The organism is Brevundimonas sp. ALps5 (genome assembly GCF_058681645.1).
This window is the reverse complement of sequence record NZ_CM178744.1, coordinates 1036700-1054571: the sequence shown is the minus strand read 5'-3', so window position 1 is coordinate 1054571 and position 17872 is coordinate 1036700. Positions and strand designations below refer to the sequence as shown.

General features: G+C 69.9%; 21 protein-coding genes and 1 other RNA gene. 11 read left to right on the top strand and 11 right to left on the bottom strand.

All coding sequences use genetic code 11. The features are described from left to right. Positions 1 to 4: 4 nt before the first annotated feature. Both ACW172_RS05015 and ACW172_RS05010 read right to left on the bottom strand, forming a co-directional pair. Complete coding sequence (locus ACW172_RS05015; protein ID WP_492034092.1) at positions 5 to 475, bottom strand: iron-sulfur cluster assembly scaffold protein; 471 nt, start codon at positions 473 to 475, stop codon at positions 5 to 7. A 31-nt stretch (positions 476 to 506) separates the two neighbouring features. Further along, positions 507 to 1169 (bottom strand): HAD-IA family hydrolase, encoded by a 663-nt coding sequence (locus ACW172_RS05010; protein ID WP_492034091.1) that lies wholly within the window; start codon positions 1167 to 1169, stop codon positions 507 to 509. 241 nt (positions 1170 to 1410) lie between these two features. Here ACW172_RS05010 and ACW172_RS05005 point away from each other — a divergent pair, with 241 nt between their 5' ends. Further along, positions 1411 to 2001, top strand: coding sequence for a DUF4168 domain-containing protein (locus ACW172_RS05005; protein ID WP_492034090.1), 591 nt, complete (start codon positions 1411 to 1413; stop codon positions 1999 to 2001). A gap of 24 nt (positions 2002 to 2025) precedes the next feature. On the opposite strand, the gene ACW172_RS05000 is transcribed toward ACW172_RS05005, so the two are convergent. Next, positions 2026 to 2868 carry a tetratricopeptide repeat protein gene (locus ACW172_RS05000; protein ID WP_492034089.1) on the bottom strand — a complete coding sequence of 281 codons (843 nt, stop codon included), beginning with the start codon at positions 2866 to 2868 and terminating at the stop codon, positions 2026 to 2028. Positions 2869 to 2951: 83 nt separating this feature from the next. Beyond that, entirely contained in the window at positions 2952 to 3596 is a 645-nt protein-coding gene (locus ACW172_RS04995; protein WP_492034088.1) for a dihydrofolate reductase family protein, read from the bottom strand. Between the two features lie 98 nt (positions 3597 to 3694). On the opposite strand from ACW172_RS04995, the gene ACW172_RS04990 reads away from it, so the two are divergent. Then, entirely contained in the window at positions 3695 to 5080 is a 1386-nt protein-coding gene (locus tag ACW172_RS04990; protein WP_492034087.1) for a leucyl aminopeptidase family protein, read from the top strand. Here the strand turns inward: ACW172_RS04990 and ACW172_RS04985 are convergent. Continuing rightward, a complete protein-coding gene (locus ACW172_RS04985) occupies positions 5065 to 5544 on the bottom strand; it encodes a hypothetical protein (RefSeq protein ID WP_492034086.1) in 480 nt (159 codons plus the stop codon). The two genes, ACW172_RS04990 and ACW172_RS04985, sit on opposite strands and share 16 nt — an antisense overlap. A gap of 167 nt (positions 5545 to 5711) precedes the next feature. Here ACW172_RS04985 and ACW172_RS04980 point away from each other — a divergent pair, with 167 nt between their 5' ends. Then, positions 5712 to 6506 carry a C40 family peptidase gene (locus ACW172_RS04980; RefSeq protein ID WP_492034085.1) on the top strand — a complete coding sequence of 265 codons (795 nt, stop codon included), beginning with the start codon at positions 5712 to 5714 and terminating at the stop codon, positions 6504 to 6506. Positions 6507 to 6567: 61 nt separating this feature from the next. Here ACW172_RS04980 and ACW172_RS04975 read toward each other — a convergent pair whose 3' ends face one another. Next, complete coding sequence (locus ACW172_RS04975) at positions 6568 to 7299, bottom strand: c-type cytochrome (RefSeq protein WP_492034084.1); 732 nt, start codon at positions 7297 to 7299, stop codon at positions 6568 to 6570. A gap of 149 nt (positions 7300 to 7448) precedes the next feature. On the opposite strand from ACW172_RS04975, the gene ACW172_RS04970 reads away from it, so the two are divergent. Beyond that, positions 7449 to 8171, top strand: coding sequence for a 3-deoxy-manno-octulosonate cytidylyltransferase (locus ACW172_RS04970; protein ID WP_492034083.1), 723 nt, complete (start codon positions 7449 to 7451; stop codon positions 8169 to 8171). On the opposite strand, the gene nudC is transcribed toward ACW172_RS04970, so the two are convergent. Beyond that, positions 8168 to 9100 carry an NAD(+) diphosphatase gene (gene nudC / locus ACW172_RS04965; RefSeq protein ID WP_492034082.1) on the bottom strand — a complete coding sequence of 311 codons (933 nt, stop codon included), beginning with the start codon at positions 9098 to 9100 and terminating at the stop codon, positions 8168 to 8170. The genes ACW172_RS04970 and nudC overlap by 4 nt on opposite strands. A 38-nt stretch (positions 9101 to 9138) precedes the next feature. Between nudC and ACW172_RS04960 the strand changes: the two genes are divergently transcribed. Together ACW172_RS04960 and ffs are read left to right on the top strand one after the other, a co-directional pair. Next, positions 9139 to 9525 (top strand): hypothetical protein, encoded by a 387-nt coding sequence (locus tag ACW172_RS04960; RefSeq protein ID WP_492034081.1) that lies wholly within the window; start codon positions 9139 to 9141, stop codon positions 9523 to 9525. Positions 9526 to 9556: 31 nt separating this feature from the next. After that, positions 9557 to 9652, top strand: an RNA gene (gene ffs, locus ACW172_RS04955) — signal recognition particle sRNA small type. A gap of 137 nt (positions 9653 to 9789) precedes the next feature. Here ffs and apaG read toward each other — a convergent pair. Next, complete coding sequence (gene apaG / locus ACW172_RS04950; RefSeq protein WP_492034080.1) at positions 9790 to 10197, bottom strand: Co2+/Mg2+ efflux protein ApaG; 408 nt, start codon at positions 10195 to 10197, stop codon at positions 9790 to 9792. Positions 10198 to 10329: 132 nt separating this feature from the next. On the opposite strand from apaG, the gene ACW172_RS04945 reads away from it, so the two are divergent. Continuing rightward, positions 10330 to 11352 (top strand): 2'-deoxycytidine 5'-triphosphate deaminase, encoded by a 1023-nt coding sequence (locus ACW172_RS04945; RefSeq protein WP_492034079.1) that lies wholly within the window; start codon positions 10330 to 10332, stop codon positions 11350 to 11352. Positions 11353 to 11358: 6 nt separating this feature from the next. On the opposite strand, the gene ACW172_RS04940 is transcribed toward ACW172_RS04945, so the two are convergent. Together ACW172_RS04940 and ACW172_RS04935 are read right to left on the bottom strand one after the other, a co-directional pair. After that, positions 11359 to 12669: an MFS transporter gene (locus tag ACW172_RS04940; protein WP_492034078.1), complete on the bottom strand. Its 1311-nt coding sequence runs from the start codon at positions 12667 to 12669 to the stop codon at positions 11359 to 11361. Beyond that, a complete protein-coding gene (locus ACW172_RS04935; protein ID WP_492034077.1) occupies positions 12653 to 13144 on the bottom strand; it encodes a cupin domain-containing protein in 492 nt (163 codons plus the stop codon). Before ACW172_RS04935 ends, ACW172_RS04940 begins: the two co-directional genes overlap by 17 nt. Positions 13145 to 13190: 46 nt before the next feature. On the opposite strand from ACW172_RS04935, the gene dapE reads away from it, so the two are divergent. The 4 genes from dapE to ACW172_RS04915 all read left to right on the top strand — a co-directional run bounded on the left by dapE (position 13191) and on the right by ACW172_RS04915 (position 16352). Then, positions 13191 to 14387, top strand: a complete 1197-nt coding sequence (dapE, locus tag ACW172_RS04930; RefSeq protein ID WP_492034076.1) for a succinyl-diaminopimelate desuccinylase — start codon at positions 13191 to 13193, stop codon at positions 14385 to 14387. Between the two features lie 154 nt (positions 14388 to 14541). Beyond that, positions 14542 to 15018, top strand: coding sequence for a carboxymuconolactone decarboxylase family protein (locus ACW172_RS04925; RefSeq protein ID WP_492034075.1), 477 nt, complete (start codon positions 14542 to 14544; stop codon positions 15016 to 15018). Next, positions 15005 to 15910: a sigma-70 family RNA polymerase sigma factor gene (locus tag ACW172_RS04920; RefSeq protein WP_492034074.1), complete on the top strand. Its 906-nt coding sequence runs from the start codon at positions 15005 to 15007 to the stop codon at positions 15908 to 15910. The genes ACW172_RS04925 and ACW172_RS04920 overlap by 14 nt, the downstream gene beginning before the upstream one ends. Before the next feature lie 85 nt (positions 15911 to 15995). Beyond that, entirely contained in the window at positions 15996 to 16352 is a 357-nt protein-coding gene (locus ACW172_RS04915) for a hypothetical protein (protein WP_492034073.1), read from the top strand. Here ACW172_RS04915 and ACW172_RS04910 read toward each other — a convergent pair. Next, positions 16349 to 17809 (bottom strand): LytR/AlgR family response regulator transcription factor, encoded by a 1461-nt coding sequence (locus ACW172_RS04910; RefSeq protein WP_492034072.1) that lies wholly within the window; start codon positions 17807 to 17809, stop codon positions 16349 to 16351. The genes ACW172_RS04915 and ACW172_RS04910 overlap by 4 nt on opposite strands. Positions 17810 to 17872 lie beyond the last annotated feature (63 nt).

Sequence of the window (17872 nt, the reverse complement as noted above, 5' to 3'; positions counted from 1 at the left end):
CCGCTCAGGCGGCGCCGGCGAGGCTAGTTCGCGTATCGGCCGTGTCGCGGGCGGAGGCCTGCCGCACGGCGTCCAGCGTCGCCTCGATGGCGACCATGGTGGAGGCGTGGCGCGCCGGATAATCGGCGACCAGTTTCAGGGCGCGCAGCCCCTCGAACCGGCCTTCGGGGCCTTCGCCGCCGGACTTGAGCATGGCCAGCATGGCGTCGCGGGCGTCGGCGATCTCGGCGACCGAGGCGCCGATCACGCTCTCGCCCACCACCCCGGCCGCGGCCTGGCCGAGGGCGCAGGCCTTCACATCCTGGGCGAAGTCGGCGACCCGGCCTTCTGTATCGAGAACCACATCGACGATGGCCTTGGATCCACACAGCTTGGCGACCCGTTCACCGGTGCCCTCAGGCATGGTCAAACGCCCGCTGTGCGGCAGGTTGGCCGCCAGCGACAGGATGCGCGCGCTGTAGAGCTCGTCGATCATGCGGTGAAGATAGGCGTTCCGGCCACGGCGTTCAAATGGCCAGTGAAAGCCGTCCGTCGACCCCGACCTCGCACCGCACCCCCTCATAGCCGTCCAGCGTCGGATGGGGCGTCTCCAGCGGGTGCTGATGGGCCGCGGTGATGACCACGACGTCGGCCGGGGCGGCCTCAGCGGCGGCGATGCCGGCGACCGCGTCCTCGAACACCAGGCAGTCTTCGATTGCGAACCCCAGCCGTTCGGCGGCCAGACGGAAGCCGGCGGGATCGGGTTTGCCGCGCTCCACATCGTGTGCGGTGACGACCAGGGCCGGGGGCGTCAGCCCGGCGGCCCGCAACCGGACCTCGGCCAGCTCCGGCGAAGCGGAGGTCACCACGGCCCATCGGTCGGCCGGCAGGCCGGCGACGAAGGCGATGGCGCCCGGGATTTCCGTTACGCCCCGTGTGTCCTCGATCTCGCGGCGCGTGACCCAGTCGACCTCGGCGTCCAGATCGATGCCGGGCAGGTTCTGGTTGCGAATGGTGTCGACGGCGCGGACGCCGTGGATCGTCGGCATGAAAACCTCCAGATCCAGCCCGTGCCGCCCGGCCCAGGCGGCCCATGCCCGCTCGGCGGCGGCGACGGAGGTGATCAGGGTGCCGTCCATGTCGAACAGGAAGGCGTCGTAGGAGCGGGTAGGGAGCGTCGGGGAGGGCATGCCCCCATCCAGCACGCGCGCCGTCCGGGGGCAATCACGACCGGCTGACGCGGGGTTGAACATTTGTGACCACGCCGCCCATGGAACCCTTTGGCCGCCCTGGCGATATGTCCTGTTCCGAAAGGGCCGTCTCCCCCGGCCCGAAGTAGTCTCGCGCCCGTATGGGGGCCGGAGGGTCGTGGCTTAAGTCTTGGGCTTTTGTCGTGGCGCAGCCGGTCGGGCGCGTCCTTCAGGAGTGACCATGCGTCTTCAACTCATCGCCGCCGTTTCCGCCCTCTCGCTCGCCGCCGGTCTGGCGGCCGTCGGGACCGCCGCCCTCGCCCAGGAGGCGCCCGCCGCCGCCGCTACTGCACCCGCCGGTGACGTCACCGACGCCCAGCTGACCGCCTTCAACACCGCCATGCAGAAGGTGAAGACCGTCAGCGCCACGGTTCAGGGCGGCACGCCGACCGCCGAGCAACAGGCCGAGATGGCCGCCGCGGTCGAGGCCTCGGGTCTGGGCATCGAACAGTTCAACGCCATCAGCGGCAAGGTCTCGTCCGACGCCGTCCTGCGCGCCCGTCTGGCTGTGCTCGACGCCCCGGCCAGCAGCGGCGTCGCGGCCAATGTGACGGACGAAGAGGTCAGCCAGTTCGCCTCCGCCATGGTCAAGCTGCGCGAGCTCGCTCCCGCCGGCGGCGCTGCGCCGACGCCCGAGCAGCAGACCGCCATGGCCGCCGCCGTTGAGGAATCGGGTCTCAGCCGCGAGCGCTTCAATGAGGTGGCGACGGCGGTGTCCGCCGATGCGCGTCTGCGCGCCCGGGTCCAGCTGGCCGACGCGCGCCGGGGCTGATCGGCAGTGACCGAGGGGCGGCCGTTATTGGCCCTGGAGTGACGTCCAGGTCCGGGCGGTCGCCGACCCCATCGGGAGAGAGGCCGGCGTCGCCTGCGGCGCCGACTTCTCGCGCAGCCATTGCAGATTGCGGTCGGCCTGTTCCGGCGGCAGGTCGCGGCGGATGATCTGTTCCGCCTCCGGCGTCTTGCCCTGCAGACCCAGAACGAGGGCGAGGTTCAGCCGCATCTTGGCCGTTGCGGTCGGCTGGGCCACCGCGCGGCGCAGCATGTTCTCCGCGCCCGGCAGATTGCCGTCGGTCATCAGGGCCACGGCGGCGTTGGTCAGGATTTCGGGATTGTCGGCCGACAGCTGCAGGCCCTGGTTCCAGGCCGCCCGGGCGTCCTCGCCGCGCCGCACCTGATTATAGGCCACGCCCAGCAGGGACAGGGGCCGCCAGTCGGCCGGAGCGATGGCCCTGGCCCTCTCCAGCGCTGCGATCCCGTAGAAGCCCTGACCGCGCGCGATCTGGTCGCGTCCAACCTCCAGCAGGGCCTCATAGTTGTCGGGCTGGACGGCCAGAACGGCCTGGGCGGCGTCGGCGGCCTGATCGTACTGGCCGAGTTCGCGCAAGGACGCGGCCAGCTTGACCCCGGCGACCGGGTCGGCCGGATTGATGTCGCGTTCGCGGTTCCAGAACACTGACCGGGTCAGGGCGTCCTGCCGTTCGATCGCGGCGCGCTGCTCGGCCGGGGCGGGCATGGGCGCGGTGGCGGCGGGCGCGGGCTGAGCCGTGGGCGTACGGTCGCCTGCCAGAACGGGCGCGCCGATCAGGCTGGTCAGGACGAGGGCGGAGGCGACGGTGAAGCCGGGGGCGAGGCGCGACATGGGGCGATCCCACTACGAATGAGCGGCCCCCAGAATCGCCTTTCGGCGTCAATCAGTGGTTAACGGTCGCGATCGGCCCCTGATCAGGCCTTTCGCACGATCACATGCATGGCTCCATCGGTCGCCATATGGTTTGCGACGTCATAGCCGAGCTTCGGCAGGTCCAGCCCCGCCAGCAGGGCCTCGCCCGCGCCCAGCAGCACGGGCGACACCGCCAGATGCATCTCGTCGATCAGCCCGGCTTCGAGGAAGGCCCGCACGGTCGCGACCCCGCCGCCGATCCGCACATCCTTGCCGCCCGCCGCCGCCACGGCCTGTTTCAGCACCTCGCGCACGTCGCCCGAGACGAAGTGGAAGACATTGTCGCCCTCCATCACCAGCGACTCGCGCGGATAGTGGGTCAGGACGAAGATCGGCACATGATAGGGCGGATTGGGACCCCACCAGCCCTTCCATTCGTCGTCGGGCCAGTCGCCGCGGACGGGGCCGAACATATTGCGCCCCATGATCCAGGCGCCGACGTTCTCGAAACCCTTGATCGCGAAATCATTGTCCGCACCGGTCGAGCCGCCCTCGGCGCCGATCATGTCGTGGAAGGTCTTCGTCCCGCGCAGCCAGCCGTGCAGCAGGCCGCCGCGCCCGCCCATCGGGTCCTCCAGCGTCTGGCCCGGCCCGGCCCCGAAGCCGTCCAGCGAGATGGTGAAGCCGTCCACCCGAACCCTGGTCATGACATCGTCTCCGGCCGATTGAAGTCGCCGCGATGCTGGCGCGGGCGGGCGAAAAGCGCAATGTAGGCCGCACCTTCCGACGCCTGCGAGATCGTCTCATGTCCGCCTCTACCGCCGCCCTCATCGCCTCCGCTGACGCCGCCGTCCCGGTGCGACTGGTCGGCAAGGATGCGGCGCTGGAGGGGCCGGTCGCCGCCTGGGCCGCCGCCAACGCCTTCACCGGCAAGCCCGGCCAGCTCCTGCTCGTCGCGGGCGCCGACGGCGCCCTGTCGGAGGTCCTGTTCGGCATCGGCGCCGCCTTCGAGGCCAAGGCGCTGCGGGCGCTCCCGGCGAAGCTGCCCGCCGGGACCTACCGGCTGGACGGCGTCCCCGCGACCGAAACCGGCGCCGCCGCGCTTCAGTTCGCGCTCGGGGCCTATCTGTTCGACCGCTACAAGGCCCGGCCCGAGCGGGGCGCCGTGCATCTGGTCGCGCCTGAGGGCGTGGATCTCGCCGAGACCCGGACCATCGCCTCGGCCTGCGCCCTGGCCCGTGAGATGGTCGACACCCCGGCCGCCGACATGGGGCCGCTGCAGATCGAGACCATCGCCCGCGAGATCGCCCAATCTGCGGGCGCGACGATCACCGTCACCGAAGGCGCCGCCCTGTTGGAGGACAACTACCCCGCCGTCCACGCCGTGGGCCGCGCCGCCGCCTCGCACCGCCAGCCGCGCGTGATCGAGATCGGCTGGAACCTCGACCGGACCGAACTTCCGCTCGTCGCCCTGGTCGGCAAGGGGGTGGTGTTCGACACCGGCGGTCTCGACCTCAAGCCCGCCGCCGGCATGCGCAATATGAAGAAGGACATGGGCGGCTCGGCCCACGCCCTGGCGCTCGGTCGTCTGGTCATGGCGGCGGGGCTGAACGTCCGGCTGGTGGTGCTGGTCGCGGCGGTGGAGAACGCGGTCTCCGGCGATGCCTTCCGGCCCGGCGACGTCCTCAACAGCCGCAAGGGCCTGACCATCGAGATCGGCAATACGGATGCCGAAGGCCGGTTGATCCTTGCCGACGTCCTGACCCGCGCCTCCGAGCATTCGCCCGACCTGACGCTGGATTTCGCCACCCTGACCGGCGCTGCCCGCGTCGCCCTGGGGCCCGAGCTGCCGCCCCTCTATACCGATGATGAGGCCCTGGCCGCCGACCTTCTGGCGGCCTCGTCGGCGGTCGACGACCCGCTTTGGCGGATGCCGCTCTGGGCCGGCTACAAGGCCTCGATCGACAGCGAGATCGCCGATGTTCGGAACGATTCCGCCGCCTGGGCCCAGGCCGGATCGGTGACCGCCGCCCTGTTCCTGCAGAAGTTCGCGCCTGCGACCGGCGCTTGGGCCCATATGGACATCTTCGCCTGGAACAGCCGCGGCCGCCCCGGTCATCCGGAAGGCGGCGAGGCCCAGGCCATGCGCGCCTGCTACGAGATGCTCAAGCGCCGCTACCCGAAGGCGTAGGCGCCGAACGGGTCGGGATCGTCGGACCGCGTCGGACGCGGCGCCGTCGGCCGGGGCTTCGGCGACCTCCGCCGTCCCCGGGCCAGAACCGTGCGGATGGCCGTTACGACCTGACCGCCGAGCATCAGCACCCTGTCCCTGACGGCCCGGACCCGCGTCGTGGCGGCCATGGCGACGGCCACGGCGGCGAGGTCCAGAACGGCGGCGGCGTCGAACATGGCCAGCCAGCTCATGACCTCGGGCGCCGCCATCCCGACCAGCCTGACGCCCTCCCATTCGAACAGCAGGATCAAGGCCGTCGCCAAGGCGATCAGCACGCCCGCGAAGATCAGATGACCGGGCTGCACCCGGTTCAGCCGCCGCGCCAGAGACTCCACCAGAACCCGGTGCAGCGCCCGCCCGATGGGGGTTTCGGGGAAGGCGATCAGGGTCGCGAGAATCCCCAGCAGCAGGCTCAGCAACATCGGATTTCATTCCCCTTGGGCGCCTCTTCGATCTGGGAAACGAACGGCGACGCTTCAAGCCATGCAAATCGCCTGGGGAAAAATCGTCCGCTGTTAACGCCGCTTTCGCCTTCCTTGCACAGACTATGCGTCCGGGTCGTCAGGGACCCAGTCTCGTCGGGATTTGCGTGACCGCAGCCGCCGCCATCGAGGAACGCAGCTGGCTCCTTCGGCCCGATCTGGCCGAACTGGGGCTGGAGGGGCGCGTGCGCGCGCCGGCCTTCCGGGCGGTCGTCCCGATGCACGGCCGCCTGCCGGTCACCGATATTTCGCTTTCCGCCGACCCCGCCTCCGAACGCGTCGACCAGCTGATCTTCGGCGAAGTTTTCGATGTGCTCGACGGTGACGGCGACCGCCTCTGGGGCCGCGCCCGTCGCGACGGCGTCGTAGGCTGGATCGACCGCTCGGCCCTCGACCGGGGCGCGCCTCTGGCCACCCACCGCGTCGCCTCGACCACCGCCGTCCTGCCGCTGAACGCCCTGATCCATCACGCCTGGTCCGGCGTCGCCGCCGACGACCTGATGCAGACCGGCGACTTCGAGCGCGACCCCGTCGCCGTCGCTGAACGCATGCTGGGCACCCCGCATCAGCTCGGCGCCCGCACCTCGCGCGCCACCGACTGTTCGGGCCTGATCCAGTCCTGCCTGTACGCCTGCGGCCTCGCCGGCCCGCGCCGCACCGACGAACAGGCCGAGCTTGGCCGCGCGGTCGAGCGCGCCGACCTGCAGCGCGGCGACCTCGTCCTCTGGCTCAAGCCCGACAGCGGCGAGAGCTGGACCGGTCATTCCGCCTTCGCCTACGACGCCGATCGCGTTATCCACGCCACGGGCCATGCCGGGGCGGTGGTCATCGAGGATCTGGCCGAGGCCGAGGCGCGCTATGCCGCCGATGGCTTCCAGGGCCCCGTCTTCCGTCGCCTGTAGGCCCCAAACGAAAAGGGCGGCCCGAAGACCGCCCTTCCCGATATTTCTGAAGGACCGAACCCTAGTGGTTCGCGGGCGCCGGGCTGGTCGAGGCCGGCGGAGCTGCGGGGGTCGCCTGGGTGGTCGCGGCGCCGGCGGGACCGGCGGCCGGAGCCGAGGCGCCCGAGGCCGGAGCCCCTTCGGCGGCGGCGGGAGCCGCAGCAGCGCCGGCGGCGGCGGGAGCCGCGCCGGGCTGACGCGAGGGATCCGGCGCCGGGATGGCGAAGCCGGTCGAGCCCTGCGAGCGCAGATAGGCGATCAGATTGATCCGGGTCGCGGTGTCGCGCAGGCCGGCGAAGGACATCTTGGTGCCCGGGACATACTTGCCCGGAGCGGTGATGAAGGCGTCCAGCTCGTCATAGCCCCAGGTCGGGTGCTCGGCCTTGTGCTTGGCCATGGCGTCGTCATAGGCGAAGCCGGCGCGGTGCATGACCGGACCGCCGACCACGCCGTACAGGTTCGGACCGATGGCGTCGGGACCGCCCTGGACGTTGTTGTGGCAGGCCTTGCAGCGGGCGAAGGCGGCCTCGCCGGCGGCCAGGTCGGCGGCGGGCAGGACCGTGCCCCAGTCGGGCTTCAGCGCCGGGGCGTCGCCGCCCTCGGCGGCTTCATCCGGGACATTGACCGCATAGCCGGGCTTTTCAGGGGCGTGGGTCGCATAGACGTGAACGCCTACCTGCTGAACCACGATAATGACGAAGGCCGTCGCCAGACCGGCGCCGAAAATCTTGTTCCACTCCAGATTGCCGCTCATCCGTGTCGTCGCACCCCGTTTTGGACCTCGTCGCTTGAATGAACGAGGCGAATTCTTGCGTGGGCGTCTCTGACACGCTAGCGCCGCAATCGCAACCGACCCACAACGCAGTTAGAAACGTCCCGCCGCAACAAGGCAACACCTGCACGATGAACCCGCTCATATTGATACCCGCTCGCATGGCGGCGACCCGTCTGCCGAACAAGCCGCTGGCCGATATCGGCGGCAAGCCGATGATCGTCCGGGCTTATGAAAGCGCCCTGAACTCGGGCCTGCCGGTTGCGGTTGCGGCGGGGGATCAGGAGATCGTGGACGCCATCGTCGACATCGGCGGACAAGCCGTCCTGACCGATCCGGACCTGCCCTCGGGCTCGGACCGGATTCGCGCGGCGCTCGAGGCCATCGACCCCGACGGCGAATATGACGCGGTGATCAATCTGCAAGGCGACATGCCCTTCGCCGACCCGGGCCTGGCCACGGCCTGCGCCGCCCTGCTGCACGGCGAGCCGACCTGCGACATCGCCACCCTCGTCGCCCCCGAATCGGACGCCTCGGACCGGACCAACGTCGATGTCGTGAAGGCGGTCCTCGCCCTCGCCGAGGGCGAACGTCAGGGCAAGGCCCTCTACTTCACCCGGTCGACCCTCTACGGCGACGCGCCGATCTGGCGTCACATCGGCGTCTACGGCTACCGCCGCGAGGCTCTGATGCGCTTCTGCGCCGCCCCGCCGTCGCCGCTGGAGAAGCGCGAGAAGCTGGAGCAGCTGCGGGCGCTGGAAATGGGGCTGTCGATTTGGGCCGCGACCATCGCCGAAGCGCCGCTGTCGGTGGACAATCCGGCCGATCTGGAAGCGGCGCGGGCGCTGGCCTAAACCTCAAAACCTTCCACCCACGCCTTGATCAGGGTGTGCGCAATCGCGAACGGCGGCGGGGCCTTGATGGCCGGGTGCACGCCCGCGATCACATCCGCCGCCTCCGCCCGCGTCAGCCAGGCCACGCTCTCCAGTTCCGTCTGGTCCGGCGCCGCCTGGTCGTCGGACACCTCGGCGATCAGGCCGATCATCAGCTGGGACGGGAAGGGCCAGGGCTGGCTGGAGTGGTAGCGGACGGCGGTGACCGTCAGTCCGCTCTCCTCCTTGATCTCGCGGGCGCAGGCCTCCTCGATGCTTTCGCCGGGCTCGAGGAAACCCGCCAGCGCCGACATCCGTCCCGCCGGCCACGCCGCCTGACGGCCCAGCAGGCACAGGGGCTCGGGCCCGCCCTTGTAGACCGGCAGCATGATGGTCACCGGGTCGACGCGCGGGAAATGTTCGGTCCCGTCGGCCGAGCAGATCAGCTTCCAGCCGCCGTTGGCGATGCCGTTCTTCTGGCCGCAAGCGGCGCAGAATCCGTGACGACGCCGCCAGTCGAACAGGGCCTTGGCCGTTCCCGCCATGGCCGCCTCATTGCCCGGCAGCAAGGCGGCTGCCTCGCGCATCCCGCTGAACTGGCCCAGACCCCGCACCGGCCCGGTGGTCGGGTCCTCGGGCGTCTCATATTCGATGGCGAAGACCGGCGCCTCTTTCCAGAGCCCGAGAAACAGCTCCCGGTCCTTCACCAGATCGCGCGCATGGGCCATCGACAGCCAGGCCAGTCTCGGACCCTCGGGACCCTGCTCCAGCAGCGGCTGACCCTCCCACAGCACCATGGCCAGCGCCTCCGGGTGGGTCGCCTGCGCCTCGATCCAGGCCGGATCGTTTCGGAGATCGCCCGCCCGATCGAGCGGATTGCCGGCGAAGGTGTTGACGGGAGCAAAGGCCATGTGACCTCCTTATCCTCTCAGTCCGCCGGAGCAAGATGATGAAGGTCCTTACCGCCCTGGTCCTGGCAATGATCGCCGGCGGCGCCTCGGCGCAGCCGTCGGCGCAGATTTCGGAATTCCTTCCGGGCGGGCCGTCGCCCGAGGTGGTCGCCCGGGTGGAGGCCAAGGTGTCGATGCCGCGAGGCTCCAAGCCGATCGGCGACTATCTGAGGATCTATTTCCCCTATCAGGGCAAGGTCGTCGGCTACTACCGGGGATCTGAACGTGCGGATCCAGCCGATCCCCGCTCGGCTCCGGTTGTCGGTATCCGCAGTGGTCCGGTGCAGACAGGCTACGTTTTCGACGGCGGGTGCGACTTCATCACCGTGGTCTACGACCCGGCCACGGACACGGTCGAACGTGCGGACTGCAACGGTTACGCTTGATCTCGCCGCATTGAACCGTCATATCCCCGCTCGGAGATCGGTGCGGGCGAAGGCTTCGCCAACCTGGTCAGGGCCGGAAGGCAGCAGCCACAACGAATTCCCCTTCGGGTCGTGTCGGTCTCCACTTTCCTTGTTTTCTGGCGCTAACGCTCGCAACGCGGTTGCTCGCTGCTTGAGCGCATGGTGTGCGCTACCGCTCGGCTCGCGGAGCCTCGCTGCTTGAGCGCGGCCCGATTCCGCTCATCCCGGCGAAGGCGGGGACCCTCAGTTCAGCGTCCGCCGCTTGTCCGGAATATCCAGGCTGAACGCGGGGATGGCCGCCTCGAACATCCGGCCCTCGCCGTCGGTCATCGAATAGGCGCCGACCATCGAGCCCGAGGGCGTCGTCAGCGGGCACCCGGAGGCATAGGAATAGCTGTCGCCCGGCGCGATCACCGGCTGTTCGCCGATGACGCCCGAGCCGCGCACCTCCTCGACATGGCCGCGCGCGTCGGTGATCACCCAATGGCGCGCCACCAACTGGATCGCCGTCGGGCTCAGATTGACGATCTCGACCTGATAGGCCCAGACCCAGCGCCCCGCCTCGGGATCGGACTGGCCGGCCAGATAGCTGGGCCGGACCTTGACCAGGACCCCTTCGGTTTCCGCGATGTACGGCTGACTGTCGTGCACTTTACCGAGGGCCTAACGCGCCTTGCGCTACTTGAGGCCACCACAGTCGCGCGCTCTCGTGCAGCCTTCAAGTCCGCTCGCTTTTCCGGCGGGGCCTCTCGCTTTTAAGGCGCAACGTGTATGGCTGTCGGAATGAGCATCGACCTTACCAAAGCGGGCATTCTGCCCTGCCAGTCCATCGAGACCCTGATCGCCACGGGCGCCATCACCTCGCAAACCCCCTTCGACGCCGATCAGGTCCAGCCGGCCAGTCTCGACCTGCGCCTGTCCGACCGCGCCTGGCGCGTGCGCGCCTCCTTCCTGCCGGGCCAGCGTCTGGTCGCCGACCGCATCGCCGACGTCTCCATGCATCCGATCGACCTGTCCGGCGGCTATGTGCTGGAGAAGGGCTGCGTCTATATCGCCGAGCTGCAGGAGCGCCTCAGCCTGCCGAAAGGCCTGATCGCCCGCGCCAATCCCAAGTCCTCGACCGGCCGCGTCGACGTCTTCGTGCGCCTGCTGACCGATCGCGGCGCCAGCTTCGACGACGTCGCCGAGGGTTATGAGGGGCCTCTCTATATGGAGATCGCGCCCCAGACCTTCTCCATCCTGGTCCGTCCCGGCACCCGGCTGAACCAGCTGCGCCTCAAGGCCGGCGAACCGCCGAAGCTGGAGACCCGCTCGGTCGGCGTCGACCTGCGCGGCGGCGACATCGTCGGCTTCCGCGGCCGTCGCCACGCCGGCGTCGTCGATCTGGAGAACATCGACGGCCACGATCCGCGCGACTACTGGGAGCCGCTGTCCCTGCGCCGGGGCGAGCTGCTGCTGGATCCGGGCGAGTTCTACATCCTCGCCTCCTCCGACGAGGTCGAAATCCCCGTCGATCAGGCCGCCGAGATGACCCCCATCGACCCCTCGGTCGGCGAGTTCCGCGTCCACTACGCCGGCTTCTTTGACCCCGGCTTCGGCACCGACGAGGCCCACGGCGCGGGCTCGAAGGGCGTGCTGGAGGTCCGCACCCACGACACCCCCTTCCTGCTGGAACACGGCCAGATCGTCGCGCGGCTCGTCTATGAACCCCTGACCGAACGTCCCACCCGCCTCTACGGCGAGGGCGGCAGCCACTACCAGAAGCAGGGGCTCAAGCTCTCCAAGCACTTCAAGGTCTGGGGGTAGCCGCGGCTACTCCAGCCGGTCGGCCTTCCTCAGGCTCGGGAACATCCTCGCCCACAGGCCGGTGGCGGCCAGCGCGCCGAAGCCGCCGAACACCGCGGCGCCGACCGGTCCCAGGATCCGCGCCATCAGCCCGGTGAAGGCGTCGCCCAGTTCGTTGGAGGCGCCGATGAACAGCATGGAGACCGAGGACACCCGGCCGCGCATCTCGTCGGGGGTGGCCAGCTGGATCAGGGTCTGGCGGATATTGACGCTGATCATGTCGGCGGCGCCGGCGATGGCCAGGGCCATGCCCGAGACCCAGGCGATCCGCGACACGCCGAACACCAGGGTGCAGAGGCCGAACACGGCCACGGCGCCAAACATCCAGATCCCGCCCCGGCGCACGATCGGGAAGCGCGCCAGATAGAGCCCCATCAGGAAGGCCCCGACCCCGAACGAGGCGCGGAACAGGCCGAAGCCTTCCGATCCCACATGAAGGATATCGCGCGCGAAGACCGGGATCAGCAGGGCCATCCCGGCCAGCAGGACCACGACCAGATCCAGCGAGATGGCCCCGATCACCACCCCCGTCTTCCAGATGTAGCTCAGACCTTCGCCGACGGCCGTGATCCGGTCGCGCAGGTCGCCGCCTTCCCGGGCGTTCAACGGCTTGCCGCTGGTCTTGACCAGAAGGATGCAGGTCAGGGCGGCGATGAACAGGGCCGCTGAAACGCCATAGGAGGCCGTGATCCCGAACTGACCGATCAGCAGCCCGCCCGCCGCGGGTCCGGCGATGGCGCCGACCTGGAAGGCCAGCGACTGGGAGACGATGGCGCGGGGCAGGGCGGCGCGGCCGACGACCATGGGCAGATAGGCCTGGCTGGCGGGCGCCAGGAAGGCGCGGCTGACCCCGAACAGGCCCGCCACGACCAGCAGGGCCCATAGGGGCACGGCGCCCAGCAGGGCCAGGCCCAGGAACAGGACCGCGCAGGTGAGCTCCCCAGCCACCGAAAAGGCCACGGTGCGGCGCCGGTCGCGTCGGTCGGCCATCTCCCCGGCCGGCAGGGTCAGGATCAGCAGCGGGATGAACTGCACCAGCCCCACGGCGCCCGCATACAGCGCCGCCTCCTGCACCGAAGCCCCGCGACCACGCGCCAGATCCAGCACCTGCCAGATCACCGTCGTCGACTGGATCTGGATGGCCACGCCCGCCGCGATCCGCGTCAGCCACAGCAGGCGGAAATCGGGCATCGTCCACGGATTGGTCCCGTGGGCGGCCAGCGCCGCCTCGGCCACGGGTTTGGTGATCGGCTCGGGGGCTTCAGGTGCGTCGGTCATACTTGGGGTAGGGCGTTCCGTCTCGGTGATGATAGCGGTCGGCGCCCAGCGGCAGGACCATGTCGATGTCGGGGTAGTCGCAGCCGTCACCGGTCGGGTTGCGCGTCCCGACCTCCAGCAGCACGGCAAGCGCGTCCGAGCGGTTCTCCAGCTTGTGGCCGTTGGGAACCCCGGCCTTGAACCCCGCGCACTCTCCGGCGCGCAGCACGGTCTCGGTCAGGGGCTCGCCTTCAAGACCCTCGACCAGGACCACCTCGCCGGACACGACCCAGACGAATTCGTCCTCGGTGAAATGCCAGTGGCGCTGCGCCGACCAGGCGCCGGGCGGCAGGTGCAGAAGATTCACCCCGAACTGGTCCAGCCCGACCGCATCGCCCAGCTTCCAGCGGCGACGCGGACGGCATTCTTCCGCAAACTCATCGGGGTAGGTAGTTCCGCCGATAGCCGGGGCGTCCTCATTAACTATCTTGGGCACGGCGATCCCTTCTCGCAGTCGCACAAGCCCCGTAAAGCATACCGTCATGAGCCGCGCATCAACTCCTGTGATCGATCCTGTCGAACTGACCCGACTTCTGATCAAACGGCCCTCGGTGACCCCGGCGGACGCCGGCGCCATGGAGGTGCTGGAGACGGTGCTGACCGAGCTCGGCTTCACCTGCCGCCGCATGCCCTTCGAGGGGCCGGGCGGCGAGGGGGTCCACGCGCGGATCGAGAACCTCTACGCCCGGCGCGGCACGGCCTCGCCCAACCTCTGCTTCGCCGGCCATACCGACGTCGTGCCCACGGGCGCCGAGAGCGGCTGGTCGTCGGACCCGTTCCAGGCCGAGGTCAAGGACGGCATCCTGTTCGGCCGGGGCGCGGTGGACATGAAGGGGGGCATCGCCGCCTGGGTCTGCGCCGTCGCCGAGGTCCTGGCCATGGGCGAGCCGCACGGCTCCCTGTCCTTCCTGATCACCGGCGATGAGGAAGGTCCGGCGCTGCACGGCACCAAGCGCGTCGTCGAGGCCCTGATGGCCGAGGGCGAGATCATCGACGCCTGCATCGTCGGCGAACCGTCGTCCCAGGGCGTGCTCGGCGACATGATCAAGATCGGCCGCCGCGGCTCGCTCAACACCTGGATCACCGTCCACGGCAAACAGGGTCACGTCGCCTATCCCCAGCGCGCCGCCAATCCGGCCCCGGTCCTGGTGCGCATGCTGTCGATCCTCGACGCCCAGATCCTCGACGAGGGCTATGAGGCCTTCCAGCCGTCGAACCTCGAGATCACCACCATCGACATCGGCAACGGGGCGACCAACGTCATCCCGGCCGAGGCCAGGGCGCGGCTCAACATCCGCTTCAACCCTGCCCACACCGGCGACCAGCTGATCGCCTGGCTAAACCGCGAGGCGGGTCGGATGCAGGCCGAGACGGGGATGCAGATCACTCTGGAGCATATGTGCTCGGGCGAGGCCTTCCTGACCCCCGTCGGCCCCTTCGTCACCCTCGTTCAGGACGCGGTCGAGGCCGAGCTGGGCCGCCGCCCGGAGGCCTCCACCACCGGCGGCACCTCGGACGCCCGCTTCATCCGCGCCCTGTGCCCGGTGCTGGAACTGGGCCTCGTCGGGGTCACCATGCACCAGTTCGACGAACGGGTCCCCACCGCTGAACTCGACGCCCTGACCTCCGTCTACCGCCGCGTCATCGAGGACTTCTTCGCCTCCCCTCCCCACGCCTGACGTGGGGAGGGGACTGCCCGCGTCTTCGCGGGTGGTGGAGGGGGCAACCGCGCATGCGGCTCATGAGGAAAATTCCTCTTCCCATGTCACACTCGTCCCGCCCGTCTCGTCATCGGGGGTGAAGCGCATGGATGCGCCGCATGGAGAGACGATGATGACCCCCCGCCTGACCGCCCCCTTCAAACTGGCCCCCAGCCACTATCAGGCCATGCTCGCCCTTGAGCAGGCCACGGTCGACAGCGGTCTGGACAAGACCGTGATCGAGCTGATCAAGACCCATGTGTCCCAGATCAACGGCTGCGCCTTCTGCATCCATATGCACACCACCGACGCCCTCAAGGCCGGAGAGACGCCGCTGCGCCTCACCATGCTGCCGGCCTGGCGCGAATCCAGCCTCTATTCGGACCGCGAGCGCGCCGCCCTCGGCTGGGCCGAGGCCCTGACCCGCGTCGCCGACACCCATGCCCCGGACGCCGACTGGGAAGCGCTCAAGGCGGTCTTCGACGAGGCCGAGATCGCGAAGCTCACCTTCGCCATCGGCGCCATCAACGTCTGGAACCGCCTGGCTATCGGCTTCCGCTTCGCCCACGGCGCGGACCACACCAAAGACACGGCGCATGTCGCGGCCTGACGCCCCGACCGATCTGTTCGAGACGCACCGGCCCCGGCTGGTGCGTCTCGCCTATCGCATGCTCGGCTCGGTCGCCGAGGCCGAGGACGTGGTCCAGGACGGCTGGCTGCGCTGGCGCTCCGTCGATCCGGACGAAATCCGCGAGCCCGCCGCCTGGCTGACCCGCACCGTCACCCGCCTGTGCCTGGACCAGATCAAGTCGGCCCGGTCGCGGCGCGAGACCTATGTCGGCGCCTGGCTTCCGGACCCCCTCGTCGGTTCGGTCGACCCGGAGGAGGATCAGGCCGACGACCTCACCCTGACCCTGATGATGGCGCTGGAGCGTCTTTCGCCGCTTGAGCGGGCCGCCTTCCTGCTGCACGACGTCTTCGGCGTGGCCTTCGACGAGGTCGGCCGCACCCTCGACCGCGACCCGACCGCCGTGCGCCAGCTGGCCTCGCGCGCCCGCAAGCACGTTCAGGACGCCCGCCCGCGCTTCCCGGTGGCGCGCGAGGAGGGCGACCGCATCGCCCACGCCTTCTTCGCCGCCAGCCGCGACGGTGACCTTCAGACCCTGGGCAGCTTGCTGGCCGAGAACGCGGTCCTCTACGCCGACGGCGGCGGCAAGGTCATCGCCTTCCACAATCCGATCCGCGGCCTTGCGCGCCTGCTGCGCCTGTTCGCCGGCCTGAACCGGAAATACGGGGCCGACGCCTTCAGCCTGCTCCGGCCCATGTGGATCGACGGCCTGCCGGGCTATGTCAGCCTCGAACGCGGTCAGGTGCTCCAGACCACGGCGCTCGACATTCGCGACGGCCGCATTGTCGGGGTCTACATCACCCGCAATCCGGACAAGCTGGCCCCCGTCGCCCGCCTCCTCGCGGCGCCGGATCCCGGAGCGGCGGCGCACTGACCTTCGGAAGAATGACCGATTTTAAACTGGCGGCCCGGGCCGATCGGGGGTTCACTCCGCGAAAGCCCGCCACAGGACGCCCCGCATGAGCCTCCAGCCCTCTCCGAAGAAGAGCGAAACGCTCGAGATCCGCCTGCCGCATCCGACCAAGACGGCCTTCATGGCTCGCTGTCAGGACCAGGGCCGGACCGCCAGCGAGGCCGTCCGTCGCTTCATCGACGCCGAGATCGCCGGGAGCGAACCGCGCCGCCCGCGTGTGTCCCTGTGGCAGGCCCTCGCCGCCGCCGCCGCCGGTCTCGCCATCGGCGCCGTCGCCGCGCCTTCATTGGCGCAAACGGCTCACGCTCAAATCAATGTCGGGGCCGACCCCCGCGCCGCCTTCGACCGCCTCGACCGCAACCACGACGGCGTGGTCAGCTATTCCGAGTTCCGCGCGGGCTAGGCGGTCGCCTGCAGTGCGCCGTCCTCCAGCGCATCACGGACCGCCGGCAGACGGTTCCGGCTGATCGGCAGGGGCGGGCCGTCGTCCATCAGCAGCCGCCCCCGGCCGCCGTCCCGTTCCAGACCGCGCACGTGAGCGAGGTTGGCGATCACCGAGCGATGGACGCGCAGGAAGGTCGCCGGCAGCTCCGTCTCCAACCGGTCGAGACGCGCCGCATGCAACAGCCGCCGTCCGTCCGTCAGCCGCAGCTCGACATAGTCGTCCGCCCCGACCACGGCGACGATATCCGCCAACGGCACCCGCTCGACCCCGCGTGACGAGGCCACGGTCAGGCAGTTCGGACGGGCCGCCGCGCGGGTCAGGGCGACCTCCCGCGCCCGGTCGTCCCGCCCCAGCCGCACCACCTCGGCCATCAGCAGTGGCAGCAAAAGGCCGGCGGCGAACAGGAAATAGGTCAGGTCCGACAGCCAGGCGGGGAAGATGAAACCGACCGCGAGGAAGGCCGCCAGATAGGCCAGGGTCAGCCGCGCACCCGGGACGCGGCGCCAGACCGCGACGGCGGCGATCGCGGTGGAAAATCCCAACCCGATCAGCAGGGCCAGCACCGTCTTCAGATCGAACCCGGGGGCGAGGCCGGTCGCGGCGACGGCGACCAGCGCCACCACGATCAGCGGCCGCCGCGCCCGGGGCTGGAAGCGCGATGCGGCCCAGGAGACCAGCAGCACCGCGAAGGCGGCGCTCAGGGCCCAGATCCCGATCAGCCGCCACCCGTGCACTGGATAGGCATAGGGGATCAGGCTCCTCAGGCTCTCCACGATGGCCTGCAATCCCGCGACCCCCGCCAGGACCGCCAGCGTCAGGCTGGAGCCGGTGCGGCGCAGGCTGTGGATCACCCCGAAGCCGAAGGCGGCGGCGAACAGGGTCCCGGCCGCGATGAAGGTGATCGCCAGCAGCCCCGCCGGCGGCGACCACGGGTAAGCGCCGACCACGATCCCGGCGATGGGTCCGTCCAGACGCACCCCGCCGTGGAAGGAGGACATGTGGATCGTCACCACATTGTCCGCCGGCCGCCACATCCGCTCGGGGATCGGGAAGGCGATCTGGTAGCGCCCGGCCGCCTCCGTCGCGGCGGACGACCCCGGCCGCCCGTTCGCGCCCAGAAGCTCGCCGTTGAGCCAGACGTCGGAGGAGGCGACGCCCGCGATATAGAGGGCGACCGGACCCTCGCCGGTCGGGCGCTGCACGACGGAGCGAAGCCAGAGTTCGCGTCCCTGCGGATCGATGACCCCCTCGACCGGACGGCAGTCACGCAGGACGGGCGCTCCGGGTCCCGCCGGGACCTCGGCGCGACAGGTCTCCCAACTCCGCTCCCAGCCCGGCGTTTGCGCCCGCGACAGGGTCGGGAGCGCGATCAGAAGAAGGGTGAAAAGCAGGGTCCGCCACATGGCGAAACTCATATCGCGTCATTCGCCGGAAAGCGCTGCCGTTCGCCGATCCAGAGCGACCGTTCGCCGAAGCGC

What these genes read in the sequence shown, in the direction of transcription:
- ACW172_RS04910 (WP_492034072.1), bottom strand. Translation starts at nt 17,809, where the DNA reads ATGAGTTTCGCCATGTGGCGGACCCTGCTTTTCACCCTTCTTCTGATC.
- ACW172_RS04975 (WP_492034084.1), bottom strand. Translation starts at nt 7,299, where the DNA reads ATGAGCGGCAATCTGGAGTGGAACAAGATTTTCGGCGCCGGTCTGGCG.
- ACW172_RS04920 (WP_492034074.1), top strand. Translation starts at nt 15,005, where the DNA reads ATGTCGCGGCCTGACGCCCCGACCGATCTGTTCGAGACGCACCGGCCC.
- ACW172_RS04995 (WP_492034088.1), bottom strand. Translation starts at nt 3,596, where the DNA reads ATGACCAGGGTTCGGGTGGACGGCTTCACCATCTCGCTGGACGGCTTC.
- ACW172_RS04945 (WP_492034079.1), top strand. Translation starts at nt 10,330, where the DNA reads ATGAGCATCGACCTTACCAAAGCGGGCATTCTGCCCTGCCAGTCCATC.
- ACW172_RS04985 (WP_492034086.1), bottom strand. Translation starts at nt 5,544, where the DNA reads ATGTTGCTGAGCCTGCTGCTGGGGATTCTCGCGACCCTGATCGCCTTC.
- ACW172_RS05010 (WP_492034091.1), bottom strand. Translation starts at nt 1,169, where the DNA reads ATGCCCTCCCCGACGCTCCCTACCCGCTCCTACGACGCCTTCCTGTTC.
- nudC (WP_492034082.1), bottom strand. Translation starts at nt 9,100, where the DNA reads ATGGCCTTTGCTCCCGTCAACACCTTCGCCGGCAATCCGCTCGATCGG.
- ACW172_RS05005 (WP_492034090.1), top strand. Translation starts at nt 1,411, where the DNA reads ATGCGTCTTCAACTCATCGCCGCCGTTTCCGCCCTCTCGCTCGCCGCC.
- ACW172_RS04960 (WP_492034081.1), top strand. Translation starts at nt 9,139, where the DNA reads ATGAAGGTCCTTACCGCCCTGGTCCTGGCAATGATCGCCGGCGGCGCC.
- ACW172_RS05000 (WP_492034089.1), bottom strand. Translation starts at nt 2,868, where the DNA reads ATGTCGCGCCTCGCCCCCGGCTTCACCGTCGCCTCCGCCCTCGTCCTG.
- ACW172_RS04970 (WP_492034083.1), top strand. Translation starts at nt 7,449, where the DNA reads ATGAACCCGCTCATATTGATACCCGCTCGCATGGCGGCGACCCGTCTG.
- ACW172_RS04940 (WP_492034078.1), bottom strand. Translation starts at nt 12,669, where the DNA reads ATGACCGACGCACCTGAAGCCCCCGAGCCGATCACCAAACCCGTGGCC.
- ACW172_RS04915 (WP_492034073.1), top strand. Translation starts at nt 15,996, where the DNA reads ATGAGCCTCCAGCCCTCTCCGAAGAAGAGCGAAACGCTCGAGATCCGC.
- ACW172_RS04925 (WP_492034075.1), top strand. Translation starts at nt 14,542, where the DNA reads ATGACCCCCCGCCTGACCGCCCCCTTCAAACTGGCCCCCAGCCACTAT.
- ACW172_RS04990 (WP_492034087.1), top strand. Translation starts at nt 3,695, where the DNA reads ATGTCCGCCTCTACCGCCGCCCTCATCGCCTCCGCTGACGCCGCCGTC.
- ACW172_RS05015 (WP_492034092.1), bottom strand. Translation starts at nt 475, where the DNA reads ATGATCGACGAGCTCTACAGCGCGCGCATCCTGTCGCTGGCGGCCAAC.
- dapE (WP_492034076.1), top strand. Translation starts at nt 13,191, where the DNA reads ATGAGCCGCGCATCAACTCCTGTGATCGATCCTGTCGAACTGACCCGA.